Source organism: Hydrogenophaga sp., from assembly GCF_018780075.1.
Classification (GTDB): Bacteria; Pseudomonadota; Gammaproteobacteria; order Burkholderiales; family Burkholderiaceae_C; genus Hydrogenophaga.
This window is the reverse complement of the sequence record NZ_JADMKB010000151.1, coordinates 1-15,433: the sequence shown is the minus strand read 5'-3', so window position 1 is coordinate 15,433 and position 15,433 is coordinate 1. Positions and strand designations below refer to the sequence as shown.

The following is a 15,433-nucleotide window of genomic DNA, read 5'->3' as shown; positions in this document are numbered from 1 at the left end:
GCCGTCCGCCGCCTGCTGGCCGGTCTGTTGTTCGCCGTGTGGCTGCCCCTCACCGCCTTGGCCCAGGGCATTCTGGGCGGCAACACCACGCAGAACACACCGCCGCAAATGGTGCGCGGCGAGCTGCTGGCCCACGCGCCCCAGGGTGCCACGCCGGGCGCCCAGGTCTGGCTCGGCCTGCAGCTCACGCACACGCCCGAGTGGCACACCTACTGGAAGAACTCGGGCGACTCCGGCCTGCCCACCGAGCTGCAGTGGACCTTGCCTCCGGGCGTGACGGCCGGCGCCATCGCCTGGCCCACGCCGCGCAAGTTCCCGCTCGGCACCCTGGCCAACTACGGCTACAACGGCACGGTGCTGCTGCCGGTGCCGCTGACCATTGACCCGTCGTTCACCGGCACCCACATCGACGCCCAACTCTCCGCCGCCTGGCTCGCCTGCCGCAAGGAGTGCATCCCCGAAGAAGGTAGCTACACGCTGCGCATCCCGGTGCAGGGCTCGACCGCGCTGAACGGCGCCGCGTTCGACGCCGCCCTCGCCGCCGGGCCCAAGGCCCACGCCCCCGACAACAGCGCCCTGCAGCCCGAGCCCGGCTTCCTGAAGGTCGCCCTCGCGGGCCTGCCCGCCGCCTGGCGCGGTCAGGCGCTGGAGTTTTTCCCCGAGACCACGGGCCTGATCGAACCCGGCAGCCCCTGGACGCAGGCCTGGGACGGCGAGCGCTGGACCGCCCGCGTGCCGCTCTCGCCGCAGCGCAGCGAGAGCCCCGCCCAGCTCGCCCTCGTGGTCGCGCAGGCCCACCCGCCCGGCGAGGGTGCGGGCACGGCCGGCGTGCGGCTGGAGGTGCCGGTGCAGGGCGAATGGCCCGCGGTGGCCGCGCTGCCGGCGGCCGTGCCCGACGCGCTGCAGGCCGCGCTCGACGCCAACGCTGCCCGCGCCGCCACGCCCCCCCCGGCGCCCGGCGTGCCGGTGTCGCTCTGGGCGGCCCTGCTCGGCGCCCTCTTCGGCGGCGTGATCCTCAACCTCATGCCCTGCGTGTTCCCGGTGCTGGCCATCAAGGTGCTGGCCTTCGCCCGGCACGCCGGCGACAAGACCGCCCACCGCGCCAACGGCCTGGCCTACACCGCGGGCGTGGTGCTGTCGTTCCTCGCGCTCGGCGGTCTGTTGCTCGGCCTGCGCGCGGCGGGCGAGCAGCTGGGCTGGGGTTTCCAGCTGCAAAGCCCCGGCGTGGTGGCCGCGCTGGCGGTGCTGTTCACGCTGATCGGCCTCAACCTCGCGGGCCTGTTCGAGTTCGGCAACGTGCTGCCCAGCCGCGTGGCCAGCCTGCAGGCGAAGAACCCCACGGCCGACGCCTTCCTGACCGGTGTGCTCGCCACGGCCATCGCCTCGCCCTGCACCGCACCCTTCATGGGCGCCTCGCTGGGCCTGGCCATCGGCCTGCCGACCCTGCAGGCGCTGGCGGTGTTTGGCGCGCTCGGCCTGGGCATGGCGCTGCCGTACCTCGCAGCGAGCTGGTGGCCGGCCATTGCGCGCGCGCTGCCGCGCCCCGGCGCCTGGATGGCCACCTTCCGCCAGCTCATGGCCTTCCCCATGTTCGCCACCGTGGTGTGGCTGCTCTGGGTGCTGGGACAACAAAGCGGCATCGACGGCGCGGCCGCCCTACTCATGTTGCTGGTGGTGCTGGCGCTGCTGGTGTGGGCGCTCGGCCTGCGCGGCAAGGGCCGCACGGTGCTGGCTGCGCTCTCGCTGGCCGGCCTGCTGTGGCTGGGCTGGGCGGTGGGGCCGAACGTGACGCGCCTGCAGGACGCCAGCCCCGGCGCCGAGGTGGCCACCGCCGTGCAGGGCGTGAGCTGGCAGCCCTGGAGCCCCGAGCGCCAGGCCACGCTGCTGGCCGAAGGCCGTCCGGTGTTCGTGGACTTCACCGCCGCCTGGTGCGTGACCTGCCAGTACAACAAGCGCAGCACCCTGGCCGACACCGAGGTGCTGGCCGACATGGCCGCCAGGAACGTGGCCCTGCTGCGCGCCGACTGGACCCGCCGCGACCCGTTGGTGACGCAGGCGCTGGCCAGCCTGGGGCGCAACGGCGTGCCGGTGTACGCGATCTACCAGAACGGCCAGCCGCCCCGGGTGTTGACCGAGGTGCTGACCGTGAACGAAGTGCGCACGGCGATAAAGGGTTTGTAGCCCCCCGCGCCGCCTTCGGCGTCACCCCCCAAGGGGGGCGCCCCTGGCGGCCCGGCGAAGCCGGTTCCGCGGGGGCCTTGAACCAAAGACACCTGCGCTTGTCATAGGTTTTTGTCACCCAACGGAGTCATGACCATGCTGCAACGCCGCCCCTTCATCACCCGGAGCCTGGCCCTGGGTGCCGCGTCTGCCCTGCCCGCCCTGGCCCCGCGCTGGGCGCTGGCCGCCGCCAGCGTGGGCCAGCCCGCGCCCGACTTCACGCTCAACGACACGGCGGGCCAGCCCGTGAAGCTCTCGCAATTCAAGGGCAAGCTGGTGGTGCTGGAGTGGAACAACCCGGGTTGCCCCTTCGTGCGCAAGCACTACGAAGGCAACATGCAGGGGCTGCACAAGGAGTTCACCGGCAAAGGCGTGGTCTGGCTCGCCATCAACTCCACCGAAGACGCCAGCAGCGATTACCAGACCCCGCCCCAGCTCGCGCGCTGGATGCGCGACAAAGGCGCCAGCCCCAGCGCCGCGCTGATGGACGAAGACGGCCAGGTCGGCGCCGCCTACGGGGCGCGCGTCACGCCCCACATGTACATCGTCAACGCCCAGGGCCAGCTCGCCTACGCGGGCGGCATCGACAGCATCCCCTCGGCGCGCGTGGCCGACATCGGAAAAGCCACCAACTTCGTGCGCCAGGGCCTCGGCGAACTGCTCGCCGGCAAGCCGGTCAGCACCCCTACCAGCCAGCCCTACGGCTGCAGCATCAAATACAAGAGTTGAGACAGGAACCCCCCGCCGCGCTTTGCGCGCCCCCCCAGGGGGGCGGCACTGGCCGTCCGGCAAAGCCGGCCCGGCGGTGCCCTGGGTGGCACTGCATCACGCGTCGCAGTGGTTCTGTGCACTGTGGCTTTTGCACGCACATGGACTCAGTTGATCGGATTCAGATTCGCAGGGCACCACGAAAGCCTCTGACGGCGTAGTACGACTGCACCCCGTTGTGGTACGTGAACACCTGGCCGTAGCGGCGGTCGCAGAAGAGCGCGCCGCCGAGCGCTCGCACCCCGGGCGGCGTCAGCACCCAGCTGGAGGTCTTCAGGTCGAACTCGCCGAGCGCCTGCAGCGCGCGGTACTGCACCTCGGTCAGCAACTCCACGCCCATGGCCTCCGCCATGCCGACCGCGCTGCCGGGCGGCTTGTTGTCCTTGCGCGCCGCCAGCGCCGCCTCGTCGTAACAGAGGCTGCGCCGGCCGGCCGGCGTCTCGGCCGCACAGTCGCAGAACACGAGCGACTTCGGCTCACCGCCCAGCGCCACCACGTCCGGCTCACCGCCGGTGGCCTCCATCTCGCGCAGCACCTCCAGCACCGCGGGGCGGCCTTCCAGGCGGGCCAGCACCTGGGCCCAGGCGACCCCTTTGTGCCGGGGCATGTGTGTCTCGAAGCGGCGTTTCAGGGTGTCCAGCAGTTCCATGGGATCGGTCCTTTCAGCGGTCTTTGGAGGGGTCCCACCGGTTGAACGGGTGGGTCGCGAGACTGGAATTGAAATAGCGGCTGTCGGTCGTGACCTCCTCGGTCACCCAGGGCGGCAGGGTGACCGGCTGGTCCTCGCTCGCCAGCTCCACCTCGGCCACCACCAAGCCGGCATTGTCCCCAAGGAACTCGTCGACCTCCCAGAGCAAGCCGCCGTGTTCGACCCGGTGGCGCACCTTGTCGATCAGCGGCCCGTCGCACAGGGCGAGCAGCGCCTCGGCGTCGGCCACCGGAATGGCGTATTCAAACTCCGCCCGGGTGGCGCCGGTGGTGACGCCCTTGATGGTGAGAAACGCCTGCACGCCAGCGAGGCGCACCCGCACGGTGCGGTGCTTGTCGCGGTTGAGGTAGCCCTGGCAGATGCGCTGGCCATCGACCGTGCGCCAGGCGGTGCCGGTGACCCGGAATTTGCGTTCGATTTCGGTGGACATGGGCGGTGGGTGATGGGCGGTGGGTGATGGGTGATGGGTGTTGTGGTGCGCTCGTTGAAGGGACGCCTGTCGTCTGCGCCGCTGGATCGCATGGAAAGTCCTGCAGGGTCGGGCGTCAGGGCCTGGTCCCCAGGTTCAGCAAGACCACGACCGCCATGAGCCAGATGGCCACCACGTAGAAAGCCCCGCAAGGGCGGCGGGGAAGGGTTTGGTGAAGCCGCTGGAGTGCCTGAGCGCCACGGTACCGGCCACCGCCGAAACCAGACTGGCGTACCGAGTGGGGCCAGCATTGGGGGGAGCGGCACCTGAAGCGCGTTCAGTTTAGCGGCCGACCCCGGGGGCCCGCAACGGGGCGACCGCGATCAAGACGGCCCGCCGGGAGCGGTTGACCTGCATGGGGCTTCTCCTTCGGCAGGCTGAACACATCGAGGTCATTGTGGAGGATCAAGCCTCCGCCGCGTGACGGCCCCACCCCACACGGGATAATCGCCGCTTCCCGTCTGACGACCGCAACCGGATCCCCCCATGAGCTTCGCCCCTCTGCAGAACGACACCTTCCTGCGCGCCTGCCTGCGCCAGTCCACCGCACACACGCCCGTGTGGCTGATGCGCCAGGCCGGCCGCTATTTGCCGGAGTACTGCGCCACGCGCGCGAAGGCGGGGTCGTTCATGGGGCTGGCGACCAACGTGGACTACGCCACCGAGGTGACGCTGCAGCCGCTGGAGCGCTACGCGCTGGACGCGGCCATCCTGTTCAGCGACATCCTCACCGTGCCGGACGCGATGGGCCTGGGCCTCACGTTCCAGCAAGGAGAAGGCCCGAAGTTCGCCAAGACGGTGCGCACCGAGGCCGACGTGGCCACGCTGGCCGTGCCCGACATGGACAAGCTGCGCTACGTGTTTGACGCCGTGACCAGCATCCGCAAGGCGCTGAATGGCCGGGTGCCGCTGATCGGTTTTTCGGGCAGCCCCTGGACACTCGCCTGCTACATGGTGGAGGGCGGCGGCTCGGACGACTACCGCGCGGTCAAGAGCCTGATGTACAGCCGCCCGGACCTGATGCACCGCATCCTGGCGATCAACGCCGACTCGGTGGCCGTGTACCTGAACGCGCAGATCGACGCCGGCGCACAGGCGGTGATGGTGTTCGACAGCTGGGGCGGCGTGCTGGCCGACGGCAAGTTCCAGGAGTTTTCGCTGGCCTACACCAAGCGCGTGCTGGCGCAGCTGAAGACCGAGAAGGACGGCGTGAAGATCCCGCGCATCGTGTTCACCAAGGGCGGCGGCCTGTGGCTGGACGACATGAAGGGGCTGGACTGCGAAGCGCTGGGCCTGGACTGGACGGTCAACCTCGCCAAAGCGCGTGCGGCGGTGGGCGACAGCAAGGCCCTGCAGGGCAACATCGACCCCAACGTGCTGTTCGCGCCGCCCGAGGCGATTGAGCGCGAAGTGGCGGCCGTGCTGGAGAGTTTTGGCACGCCGCACCAGGGCGCGGGCACCGGCCCCACGCACATCTTCAACCTCGGCCACGGCATCAGCCAGTACACCCCGCCGGAGAGCGTGAAGGTGCTGGTGGACGCGGTGCACACCCACTCCAGACGCCTCCGGGCCCAGGCCTGAGCCGCCCCGCGCGCCGGGGTTTGTGTGCACGGATCGCATGCAAAAGCACTCTCGGCCCGGGCCTTTAGCACAGAAAATCAAAAAAAGAACGCTTGACATGCCTTACTTATGCACAAATTTCGTGCTGCGGTGCGACATGGAGGTTTCAACACACCAGAGCCAGCACACCCGGTGGGGTGACGCGCTAAGTTGTTGATTTCATTGAGTTTTGATTTCTGCTTTTTTTCTGGGCAATTTAAGAAAGGCCTTGATTTACAAGGCTTCCGGGCGCGGAAAAAGCACCTATCAACAAAGTTATCCACAGAAAGCTTGGACAGCTGTGGAAGCCATGTCAAATCAATGACTTACATCACTTTCCGACAGTTCGACTGAGGAAGAACCGCTAACCATGCCCTACTGGCCCGGCGTCGTGATCGCCACCCCCGCCCACAGCGGCGTGGGCGGCATCCTGAGTTACCGGAGTGAGTTGTCGCTCACGCCGGGCACGCTGGTGCGCGTGCCGCTGGGCGCGCGCGAGGTGCTGGGCGTGGTCTGGGACTGCCCCAGCGAACCGCCCGACGGGCTGACCGAGGCCCAGACGAAGGCCGTGGCCGGCGTGCTCGACGGCCTGCCGCCGCTCAACGCGCGCTGGCGCCAGGTGGTGAAATTTGCCGCCCAGTACTACCAGCGCAGCCTGGGCGAGGTGGCGCTGGCCGCCCTGCCGCCGCAACTGCGCGAGCTGGACGCCACGCAGCTCGCCCGCCGTCTGAAGAAACGCGCCAAGGCGGCAGCGGCCGAATCCGCCCCCCCGGGCGAACCGGGCGGCCATCCCCTGAGCACCGAACAGGCCGAGGCCCTGGCAGCACTGGAGGGCGCGAGCGCCCCGGTGCTGCTGTACGGCGCCACCGGCAGCGGCAAGACCGAGGTCTACCTGCGCGCGACGCAGGACGTGCTGCAGACCGCGGTGCCCGAGGGCGAGGCGTTGACCCAGGTGCTGGTGATGGTGCCCGAGATCAACCTCACGCCGCAGCTGGAGGCACGGTTCCGGGAGCGCTTCGAGCCCGCGTTCGGCGCCGGCTCGGTGGTCTGCCTGCACAGTGGCATGACGCCGGCGCAGCGCCTCTCCAGCTGGCTGGCGGCGCACACGGGCGCGGCGCGCATCGTGCTCGGCACGCGCATGGCGGTGTTCGCCAGCCTGCCGGGGCTGCGGCTGATCGTGGTGGATGAAGAGCACGACCCGAGCTACAAGAGCCAGGAGGGCGCACGGTATTCGGCGCGGGACCTGGCGGTGTACCGGGCGAAGGTGGAGAGTGAGGCGCTGACCAATCCCCCTCACCCCAACCCTCTCCCGCTGGCGGGAGAGGGGGCGACGCCCCGCTGTCAGGTGCTGCTCGGTTCGGCCACGCCCTCGCTGGAGAGCTGGCACGCGGCCGACCAGGGCCGCTACCTGCGGCTGGCGATGCCGGGGCGCATCGGCGGTGGCGCGCTGCCGCGCCTGCGGCTGGTGGACATGAACCACCAGCCCAAGGGCACCCCCATTTCGCCGCCACTGCTGGCCGCGATGCAGGAGCGCATCGCGCGCGGCGAGCAGTGCCTGGTCTTGCTCAACCGGCGGGGGTACGCGCCGGTGCTCTCGTGCGACGCCTGCGCCTGGAAAAGCGAGTGCCCGAACTGCAGCGCCTTCCGCGTGTTCCACAAGCTGGACCGCACCCTGCGCTGCCACCACTGCGGCTTCACCTCGCGCGTGCCGCGCGCCTGCCCCGATTGCGGCAACCTGGACATTGCGCCCGTGGGGCGCGGCACCGAGCAGATCGAGGAACAGCTCACCAGCCTGATGCTGGACGTGAAGCGCCCCGACGGCGGGCCGGCGCGGGTGGCGCGCATGGACGCCGACACCACCCGCACCAAAGGCAGCCTGGAGCAGCAGCTCGCCGCGCTGCACAGCGGCGAGGTCGATGTATTGGTGGGCACGCAGATGATCGCCAAGGGCCACGACTTCCGCCGCATCACGCTGGTGGCCGGCCTCAACGCCGACTCGGCCCTGTTCGCCAGCGACTACCGAGCGCCCGAGCGCCTGTTTGCGCTGCTGATGCAGGCGGCCGGGCGCGCGGGCCGCGACGCGGCGCAGAGCGCGGCCAGCGAGATGTGGGTGCAGACCTGGCACCCGACACACCCGCTGTTTGTCGCCCTGAAAAAACACGACTACCCGGGCTTCGCCGCCGAGCAGCTCGCCGACCGCGAGGCCGCGGGCATGCCGCCCTACGGCGCGCAGGCGCTGCTGCGCGCCGACGCCCGCACCCAGCAGGCGGCGCAGGCCTTCCTCACCATCGCCGCCGCACAGGCCGCCGGCCTGCCGCACCGCGAACAGATCACGCTCTACCCCGCCGTGCCGCTGACGATCCAGCGCGTGGCCAACGTCGAGCGCGCACAGCTGCTGGTGGAGAGCGCCTCGCGCGGCGCGCTGCAGCGCTTTCTGGCGGCCTGGCAACCGGTGCTGCACGGCTGCCGCAGCGCGCCCGAGGCCAAGGGCCTGGTGCGCTGGGCGGTGGACGTGGACCCACTGTCGATCTGAGAGACTGAGACCGCGCCATGGCACGCAAACCCAAAACACCACCCCCGCCGCAGCCGTCCGACGACCACACCGAAGCGCCCTCCACCGCCCCGCGCATGAAGCTGAACACGCCCTGCGCGTGGGACGGCGACACGCTGGTGGTCAACATCCTGGGCACGCCGGCCGCCAAACGCGACGCCATCGGCAAAACCAAGGGCCACCAGTGGAAGGTGAGCGTGACGGCCACGCCGGTGGCGGGCAAGGCGACCGATCACATGGTGAAGTTTCTGGCGGAAGAATTCGACGTGCCCGCCAAGGCGATCACCGTGGTGTTCGGCCGTTTCAACGTCAACAAGCAGCTGCGCATCCTGGCGCCCAAGAAGATCCCGGCCGTGCTGGCCAAACTGCTGGAGCCCTGAACCACATGGACCTGCTGCGCTCGGCGACGCTCGGCGCCATCCGCCTCTACCAGCGGTATGTGTCGCCGCACAAGGGCTTCGTCTGTGCCTACCGGGTGCACACCGGGCGTTGCAGCTGTTCGGCGCTGGGCTACCGCGCGATCCGCCGCTTTGGCGTGGGCAAGGGCTGGCTCGTGCTGCGCCAGCGCACCGGGCTGTGCGGCGTGGTGCATCGGCGGCACACCCTGGCACGGCCCCGACCGCCGGCACGCGAGCGCGGCGACTGCGGCTGTGATCTGCCGTGCGACCTGGACGTCACGCCCTCGGCCGGCAAGCTCGATGTGTGCGACGTGTTCAGCTGCTGCGATGTGGGTGGCTGTGACTGGCCGGATCGAAAGAGCAAGCGGCGGGCCGAGCGCTATGGCGACGCTGAATAAGTCCCCGTGAATGCGGGCGCCTGCTGTCGGGATGGGCTGCAAGGCGCAAAACGCAGACGGGCCGGGTGGCCCGGCGAGGCTTTGCAACGCCGCAGACCGCCCGAGAGCAGGATGCCCGCGCCACGGGGACTTATTCAGCGTTGCCCTGTGTGTACATACCGCCCTACGCCGACCGGAAAGACCGCGCCGGTTGAAACACCCCCGCCGCGCTTCGCGCGACCCCCAAAGGGGCACCGGCTGGCCGGCAAAGCCGGCCCGGCGGTGCCCTGGCCGGCACTTTTTCAGGCCACAACCCGAGTGAGGAAGCTGCCGTTGGCGATGCGCGCCACGGCGAAAAAATCGGCCTCGCTCACACCGTCGATCAGATGGCGCAGGCAACGCACCACGAAGCCGTGCGACACGAGCAACACGGTCTGGCCGTCGTGGGTCTCACGCAGGCGCTGCAGGCCGCTCGCCACCCGGTCCACCACCACCCGCGTGGGCTCGGCGCCGGGCGGCTCTTCGTCCCAGCGGTAGGCCACATTGCGGGCGGCGAGCTCAGGGTATTGCTGCGCCGCGTCGTCGGCGGTGAGGCCTTCGAAGAGGCCGAAGTCACGTTCACGGAAGTCGGCATCCAGCCTCGGCACCAGGCCCAGCTCACGGACCACGGGCTCGGCGGTCTGGCGCGCGCGCAGCATGGGCGAAACCACCAGTGCATCAATGCCACCCGGCAGCGCCAACGCGAGTTGCTCGGCCTGGGCGAAGCCGGTGGCGTTGAGCGGAGCGTCGATCCGGCCCTGCCAGCGTTCGTCGATGTTCAGGTCGGTCTGGCCGTGGCGGGCCATCAGAAGGGTCAGGGCCATGCGGAGGGGGACGGGTGGAAAGCCTCGATCTTCGCACCGCCATGAAAAAGCCCCCGCAACCGAAGCGGCGGGGGCCGCGGCAGGCAAGGCCTGCCTGCGCCGGGGGAGGCAGTCCCGTGGTGCGGGGGATTACAGGTTCATCACCTTGGTCCAGGCGGCCACGAAGTCCTTGACGAATTTCTGGCTGCCGTCGTTCTGCGCGTACACCTCGGCGATGGCGCGCAGCTGCGAGTTGGAACCAAAAGCAAGGTCCACGCGGGTCGCCGTCCACTTCACGGCGCCGGACTGGCGGTCGCGGCCCTCGTAGGCGTTGTCGCCGGTCGGCTTCCACGCGGTGGACATGTCCACCAGGTTGACGAAGAAGTCGTTGGTCAGCTGGCCCGGGCGCCGGGTGAACACACCGGCCTGGCTGCCGCCGTGGTTGGCGCCGAGCACCCGCAGGCCACCGACCAGCACCGTCATTTCGGGCGCGCTCAGGGTGAGCAGCTGCGCCTTGTCGAGCAGCATCTCTTCGGGCGCCACGCTGTAGGCCGCCTTGCGGTGGTTGCGGAAGCCATCGCCCTCGGGCTCCATCACGCTGAACGACTCCACGTCGGTCTGTTCCTGGGTGGCGTCGGTGCGGCCGGGGGTGAAAGGCACCTCGACGGCCTGGCCCGCTGCCCTGGCGGCGGCCTCCACCGCGGCGGCACCGGCCAGCACGATCAGGTCGGCCATGGACACCTGCTTGCCGCCGGCCTGCGCGCTGTTGAACGTGGCCTGGATGCCTTCGAGCACCGCCAGCACCTTGGCGAGCTGCGCGGGCTGGTTCGCTTCCCAGTCTTTCTGCGGGGCCAGGCGGACCCGTGCCCCGTTGGCGCCGCCGCGTTTGTCGGAGCCCCGGTAGGTCGATGCCGAGGCCCAGGCGGTGCCCACCAGCTCGCTCACCGACAGGCCGGAGGCCAGCACCTGCGCCTTGAGCGCGGCGATGTCTTTGGCGTCGATCAGCGGGTGCTCCACCGCGGGCACCGGGTCCTGCCAGATCAGGTCTTCGGCCGGCACTTCAGGGCCGAGGTACAGGCGCTTCGGTCCCATGTCGCGGTGGGTCAGCTTGAACCAGGCGCGGGCGAAGGCGTCGGCGAACTCGTCCGGGTGGGCGGCGAAGTGGCGCGAGATTTTTTCATAGGCCGGGTCGAACTTCAGCGACAGGTCGGCCGTGGTCATCATGGGTGCGTGCTTCTTGGACGGGTCGTGCGCGTCGGGGATCATGTCCTCGGGTGCCACGTCCTTGGCGCGCCACTGGTGGGCGCCCGACGGGCTCTTGACCAGCTCCCACTCGTACTTGAACAGCACCTTGAAGTAGCCCATGTCCCACGTCGTCGGGTTGGGTTTCCAGGCGCCTTCGATGCCGCTGGTGGTGGTGTCACCGCCCTTGCCGCTGCCGAGCTGGTTGATCCAGCCAAAGCCCATGGCTTCCAGGGGGGCGGCTTCGGGCGCCGGGCCCACCAGCGCCGGGTCGCCGGCGCCGTGCGCCTTGCCAAAGGTGTGGCCGCCGGCGGTGAGCGCCACGGTTTCGTAATCGTCCATCGCCATGCGTTTGAAGGTCTCGCGCACGTCGCGCCCGCTGGCCACCGGGTCGGGCTTGCCGTCCGGGCCTTCGGGGTTCACGTAGATCAGGCCCATCTGCACGGCGGCCAGCGGGTTCTCCAGGTCGCGGTCACCGGCGTAGCGGCTGTTGGCCTTGTCGCTGGTGGCCAGCCACTCTTTTTCGGCGCCCCAGTAGATGTCTTCTTCCGGCGCCCAGATGTCCACACGGCCGCCGCCGAAACCGAAGGTCTTGAAGCCCATGGACTCCATGGCCACGTTGCCGGCCAGCACGTACAGGTCGGCCCAGGAGATGGCGTTGCCATACTTCTGCTTGATCGGCCAGAGCAGGCGGCGCGCCTTGTCGAGGTTGCCGTTGTCGGGCCAGCTGTTGATGGGCGCAAAGCGCTGATTGCCGGTGCCAGCGCCACCGCGGCCGTCGGCCGTGCGGTAGGTGCCGGCGCTGTGCCAGGCCATGCGGATGAACAGGCCGCCGTAGTGGCCCCAGTCGGCCGGCCACCAGTCCTGGCTGTCGGTCATGAGCGCGGCCAGGTCTTTTTTGAGTGCGGGGAAGTCCAGCGTCTTGAAGGCTTCGGCGTAGTCAAAGCCAGGGTCCATCGGGTTCGACGCCGGGGCGTGCTGGTGCAGGATGGCCAGGTTCAGCTGGTTGGGCCACCAGTCGGCGTTGGACTGCGCACCGTGTGTGGCGCGCGCGCCGGCAGCGGCGTGGAAGGGGCACTGGGCTTCGGTGTTGAGGGTGCTCATGGTGGTTCTCCTGTCGGGTTGGGGGATGACCTGCGCGTCAGTGCGCAGCGGCCATGGCGGCCAGCACATGCAGCCAGTCCATGCAGACGGTGCAGCGGGATTCGGTCGGCTTCATGACAAGGCTCGTGGTTGGTGGGAGCTGGTACTTTAGAAGTTCCCTATTGAAACGTCGATTCAATTGATCCAATCAATGCAATAGCAAGCACCAATGCGGCGGTGCAGCAGAGCGGTGCCAGAAGTGGCTGAAGGCAAGGCAGGCTCCAGGCGCAAGGATGCGCCAATGCGGGCCAGACTTGAATGACCCGGACCAGCCCGGGGCGAAAAAAATGTCAAGGAACAGCTTGTGGGCTGTTCGTGGCGCGGCGGGCTGGCGCTGGGGTGCGGGCCATTGGACGCTCCGCCCCAGCGCCGCGCTGAGCCGGGCTCAGGTCAGCAGGGTGACCGCGCCCGAGAAGGTGAAAAAGGCCACCACCGTGGTCACCAGGATGATGCGGGCGATGCGCCCGTTGTCCGCGCCCAGTCGCTCGGCCAGCAGCGAGACGTTGCTGGCGCTGGGCAGGGCCGCGACCAGCACGATGACGGTGAGCGCGAACGGGTCCAGCGGCACGCCCATCTCCCGCGCCGCCAGCCCCACGGCCAGCACCAGCAGCGGGTGCAGCAGCAGCTTCATCAGGGCCACCGGCAGGTAATCGTTCACAGGCATGGGGTGGCTGGACTGGATCTGCGAGCGCGCCAGCACCGCGCCGATGGTGAAGAGAGCGACCGGCGAGGCCGCGTCGGCGAGCAGCCAGGCGGTCTTTTCCACCGGGCCGGGCAGGCGGAACTGCACATAGGAAGCCACCGCGCCGAGCAGGATGGCCCAGGGCATGGGGTTGGCCGCCGCACCCTTGAGCGCCTTCTTGCCCGCGTCGATCATGGCCTCGCGACCGTGGCCCTCGCCCTCGTCCAGCCGCGAGAGCGCCACGCACAGCGAGCTGGTGATCACCATGTCCACCAGCATCGTCAGGATCGCCGGCCCGGCGGCGGCCGACCCCAGCAGCGCCACCAGCAGCGGCACGCCCATGAAGCCGGAGTTCGGAAACGCCGCCACGAGCGCGCCCAGCGAGGCGTCGTTCCAGCGGATGCGGTGGTTCATGGTCCAGACGATGGCAAAGGCCACCATCACCAGCCCGCAGAGCAGGTAGACCCCGGCGACCGACACATCCAGCAGCTGAGCGATCGGCGTGGTCGAGCCGAAGCGGTACAGCATGCAGGGCAGCGCGAAGAACAACACAAAGCCGTTGAGCCCCGGGATCGCCTCCAGCGGCAGCATGCGCCGGCGCGCGGCCACGTAGCCCGCGAGCACGAGCGCGAAGAAGGGGAAGGTGACGAGCAGGATGTTCAGCACCGGGCGATTGTCTCAGGCGCCGGGAGCGCGCCCCGTCAACTCAGGCACACTCAAACGCACCACAACGGCGATCCCTCCCATCCACGCCGTGCCGCCCAACCGTTTGCTGTCACACCCCATGCTGATTTACCTGATCGTCTTCATCGAAGGCTTCTGCTCCCTGGGCGCCGAGATCATCGCGCTGCGCCGCCTCGTGCCCCATGTGGGCAGCTCCATCATCGTCACCGCGCCGACCATCGGCTTCTTTCTTTTTGCGCTGGCGGTGGGTTACGCCACCGGTGGCAAGGTGGTGGACGGCCACCTGCGGCGCGTCGCCCGCAACTTCCTGCTGGCGGGCCTGATTGCCGGCGTCGGTCTGGCCGGCCCCACGGTGCAGGCCATCTTCGCCCACATTCAGCCGGGCGTGCTGGCCTACCTGGTGTTCATGGCCGTGGTGCTGTGCCCCATCGCCTGGCTGCTGGGGCAGACGGTGCCCGTGCTGAGCAACCTCATGAAGCACAGCCACGTGGGCCAGGCCAGCGGCATGGCGCTGTACTGGTCCACCCTCGGCTCCTTTCTCGGCTCGGTCTCGCTCTCGGTGTTCGTGATGCAGTGGTTCGGCGTCTCCACGGCGGTGGTCGCCTGCGCCGTGGGCCTGCTCGCGGGCGCGCTGATGCTGGAACACCGGCGCTGGCACCAGGCGCTCGCCCCCCTGCTGGGCGCGGGCGTCGTGGTGGCCGCCAACCTCGGCCCCGTGGCGGCGGCCGACACCGCCTACGCCGACTACCAGGTCAGGGCGCTGGCCCTGCCCGACCAGGTCAACCCCAGGCTGTTCATGGTCAACCGCTCCCACTCGTCCCAGACGGACGACAGCCAGCCACCGAAGACCCACCGCTACATCCAGCACCTGCGCCAGGCGCTGCTGGACGACCTGGGCTTCAAGGATAAGGACATCCTGGTGCTCGGCGCGGGCGGATTCACCCTGTCGCAAGGGGAGCCGCTGAACCGCTACACCTATGTGGACATCGACCCCGCGATCCGGGCCATCGCCGAGCAGCACTTCCTCCAAGCACCGGCCAACGGCGGATTCATCGCCGAGGACGCGCGCCGCTTTGTCGCGGGCACCGAGCGGCGGTTTGACGCCGTGGTGGTCGACGTCTACAGCGACCGCGCGTCCATCCCCAGCCACCTCGTCACCCGCGAGTTCTGGGCCGCGTCCCGCCGCGCGCTGCACCCGCAAGGCGTGCTGATGGCCAACCTGATCCTGGACAGCCGTCTGGCCACGCCCTACGCCCGCCACGTGCTGGACACCATGGAGAGCGTGTACGGGCGGTGCGCCACCCACGTGCTGCAAAAGGGGCAAGCGTTCGCCAACGTGATCGCCACCTGCCACGCCAGCAGCCAGCCCTCGGCACCCGGCATCTACACCGACGAACACAACCAGGCCGATCTGGAGAAGTTCGGCGTGCGCCTGCGCTGAGCCCACTCCCGTATCATTCGCCGCTCCCACCCGTCCCACCCATGTCCGCCGGTCTCAACCTCGCCCAACTCGAAGCCGTGAACCACGTGGGCGGCCCCTGCCTGGTGCTGGCGGGCGCGGGCTCGGGCAAGACGCGCGTGATCACCCACAAGATCGGTCGCCTCATCACCGCCGGCCTCGCGGCCGACCGCATCGCCGCCATCACCTTCACCAACAAGGCCGCCGCCGAAATGCGCGAGCGCGCCGGACAGCTGGTGGGGCGCGACGCGAAGAAGGTGCTGATCTGCACCTTCCACGCGCTGGGCGTG

The 15,433-nt window shown here is 69.5% G+C and carries 13 protein-coding genes; 8 read left to right on the top strand and 5 right to left on the bottom strand.

Annotated elements, in window-relative coordinates:
- Positions 1-108 precede the first annotated feature (108 nt).
- Positions 109-2,181, top strand: coding sequence for a thioredoxin family protein (locus tag IV088_RS23095; protein ID WP_291106672.1), 2,073 nt, complete (start codon positions 109-111; stop codon positions 2,179-2,181).
- 129 nt (positions 2,182-2,310) lie between these two features.
- Entirely contained in the window at positions 2,311-2,949 is a 639-nt protein-coding gene (locus IV088_RS23090) for a thioredoxin family protein (RefSeq protein ID WP_291106635.1), read from the top strand.
- Between the two features lie 160 nt (positions 2,950-3,109).
- Here IV088_RS23090 and IV088_RS23085 read toward each other — a convergent pair whose 3' ends face one another.
- Together IV088_RS23085 and IV088_RS23080 are read right to left on the bottom strand one after the other, a co-directional pair.
- Entirely contained in the window at positions 3,110-3,637 is a 528-nt protein-coding gene (locus IV088_RS23085; RefSeq protein WP_291106632.1) for a DUF4256 domain-containing protein, read from the bottom strand.
- Positions 3,638-3,650: 13 nt separating this feature from the next.
- On the bottom strand, positions 3,651-4,127 hold the full coding sequence (locus tag IV088_RS23080) for a CYTH domain-containing protein (protein WP_291106631.1): 477 nt from the start codon (positions 4,125-4,127) through the stop codon (positions 3,651-3,653).
- A 525-nt stretch (positions 4,128-4,652) separates the two neighbouring features.
- Here IV088_RS23080 and hemE point away from each other — a divergent pair.
- The 4 genes from hemE to yidD all read left to right on the top strand — a co-directional run bounded on the left by hemE (position 4,653) and on the right by yidD (position 9,112).
- The gene (gene hemE / locus IV088_RS23075; RefSeq protein WP_291106630.1) at positions 4,653-5,747 is read left to right on the top strand and encodes a uroporphyrinogen decarboxylase; all 1,095 of its coding nucleotides are present in this window, start codon (positions 4,653-4,655) and stop codon (positions 5,745-5,747) included.
- A 388-nt stretch (positions 5,748-6,135) separates the two neighbouring features.
- Positions 6,136-8,298, top strand: a complete 2,163-nt coding sequence (gene priA, locus IV088_RS23070; protein ID WP_291106628.1) for a primosomal protein N' — start codon at positions 6,136-6,138, stop codon at positions 8,296-8,298.
- A gap of 17 nt (positions 8,299-8,315) precedes the next feature.
- On the top strand, positions 8,316-8,696 hold the full coding sequence (locus IV088_RS23065; RefSeq protein WP_291106626.1) for a DUF167 family protein: 381 nt from the start codon (positions 8,316-8,318) through the stop codon (positions 8,694-8,696).
- A 5-nt stretch (positions 8,697-8,701) separates the two neighbouring features.
- Entirely contained in the window at positions 8,702-9,112 is a 411-nt protein-coding gene (gene yidD, locus IV088_RS23060) for a membrane protein insertion efficiency factor YidD (RefSeq protein ID WP_291106625.1), read from the top strand.
- Positions 9,113-9,393: 281 nt separating this feature from the next.
- On the opposite strand, the gene IV088_RS23055 is transcribed toward yidD, so the two are convergent.
- From IV088_RS23055 to IV088_RS23045, 3 genes are all read right to left on the bottom strand, one after another.
- Complete coding sequence (locus tag IV088_RS23055) at positions 9,394-9,954, bottom strand: histidine phosphatase family protein (RefSeq protein WP_291106623.1); 561 nt, start codon at positions 9,952-9,954, stop codon at positions 9,394-9,396.
- 129 nt (positions 9,955-10,083) lie between these two features.
- Positions 10,084-12,279, bottom strand: a complete 2,196-nt coding sequence (gene katG / locus IV088_RS23050) for a catalase/peroxidase HPI (RefSeq protein WP_291106621.1) — start codon at positions 12,277-12,279, stop codon at positions 10,084-10,086.
- A 424-nt stretch (positions 12,280-12,703) separates the two neighbouring features.
- Complete coding sequence (locus IV088_RS23045; RefSeq protein WP_291106620.1) at positions 12,704-13,666, bottom strand: AEC family transporter; 963 nt, start codon at positions 13,664-13,666, stop codon at positions 12,704-12,706.
- 118 nt (positions 13,667-13,784) lie between these two features.
- On the opposite strand from IV088_RS23045, the gene IV088_RS23040 reads away from it, so the two are divergent.
- Positions 13,785-15,125 carry a fused MFS/spermidine synthase gene (locus IV088_RS23040; RefSeq protein ID WP_291106618.1) on the top strand — a complete coding sequence of 447 codons (1,341 nt, stop codon included), beginning with the start codon at positions 13,785-13,787 and terminating at the stop codon, positions 15,123-15,125.
- A gap of 41 nt (positions 15,126-15,166) precedes the next feature.
- Positions 15,167-15,433, top strand: a 267-nt coding sequence (locus tag IV088_RS23035) for a UvrD-helicase domain-containing protein (RefSeq protein ID WP_367171602.1), incomplete at its 3' end; no start/stop codon positions are given.

Excerpts from the sequence above, each read along its gene's own strand:
- katG (WP_291106621.1), bottom strand. The coding sequence starts at position 12,279 with ATGAGCACCCTCAACACCGAAGCCCAGTGCCCCTTCCACGCCGCTGCC.
- IV088_RS23095 (WP_291106672.1), top strand. The coding sequence starts at position 109 with ATGGTGCGCGGCGAGCTGCTGGCCCACGCGCCCCAGGGTGCCACGCCG.
- IV088_RS23040 (WP_291106618.1), top strand. The coding sequence starts at position 13,785 with ATGCTGATTTACCTGATCGTCTTCATCGAAGGCTTCTGCTCCCTGGGC.
- IV088_RS23065 (WP_291106626.1), top strand. The coding sequence starts at position 8,316 with ATGGCACGCAAACCCAAAACACCACCCCCGCCGCAGCCGTCCGACGAC.
- hemE (WP_291106630.1), top strand. The coding sequence starts at position 4,653 with ATGAGCTTCGCCCCTCTGCAGAACGACACCTTCCTGCGCGCCTGCCTG.
- IV088_RS23085 (WP_291106632.1), bottom strand. The coding sequence starts at position 3,637 with ATGGAACTGCTGGACACCCTGAAACGCCGCTTCGAGACACACATGCCC.
- priA (WP_291106628.1), top strand. The coding sequence starts at position 6,136 with ATGCCCTACTGGCCCGGCGTCGTGATCGCCACCCCCGCCCACAGCGGC.
- IV088_RS23090 (WP_291106635.1), top strand. The coding sequence starts at position 2,311 with ATGACCATGCTGCAACGCCGCCCCTTCATCACCCGGAGCCTGGCCCTG.
- yidD (WP_291106625.1), top strand. The coding sequence starts at position 8,702 with ATGGACCTGCTGCGCTCGGCGACGCTCGGCGCCATCCGCCTCTACCAG.
- IV088_RS23055 (WP_291106623.1), bottom strand. The coding sequence starts at position 9,954 with ATGGCCCTGACCCTTCTGATGGCCCGCCACGGCCAGACCGACCTGAAC.
- IV088_RS23080 (WP_291106631.1), bottom strand. The coding sequence starts at position 4,127 with ATGTCCACCGAAATCGAACGCAAATTCCGGGTCACCGGCACCGCCTGG.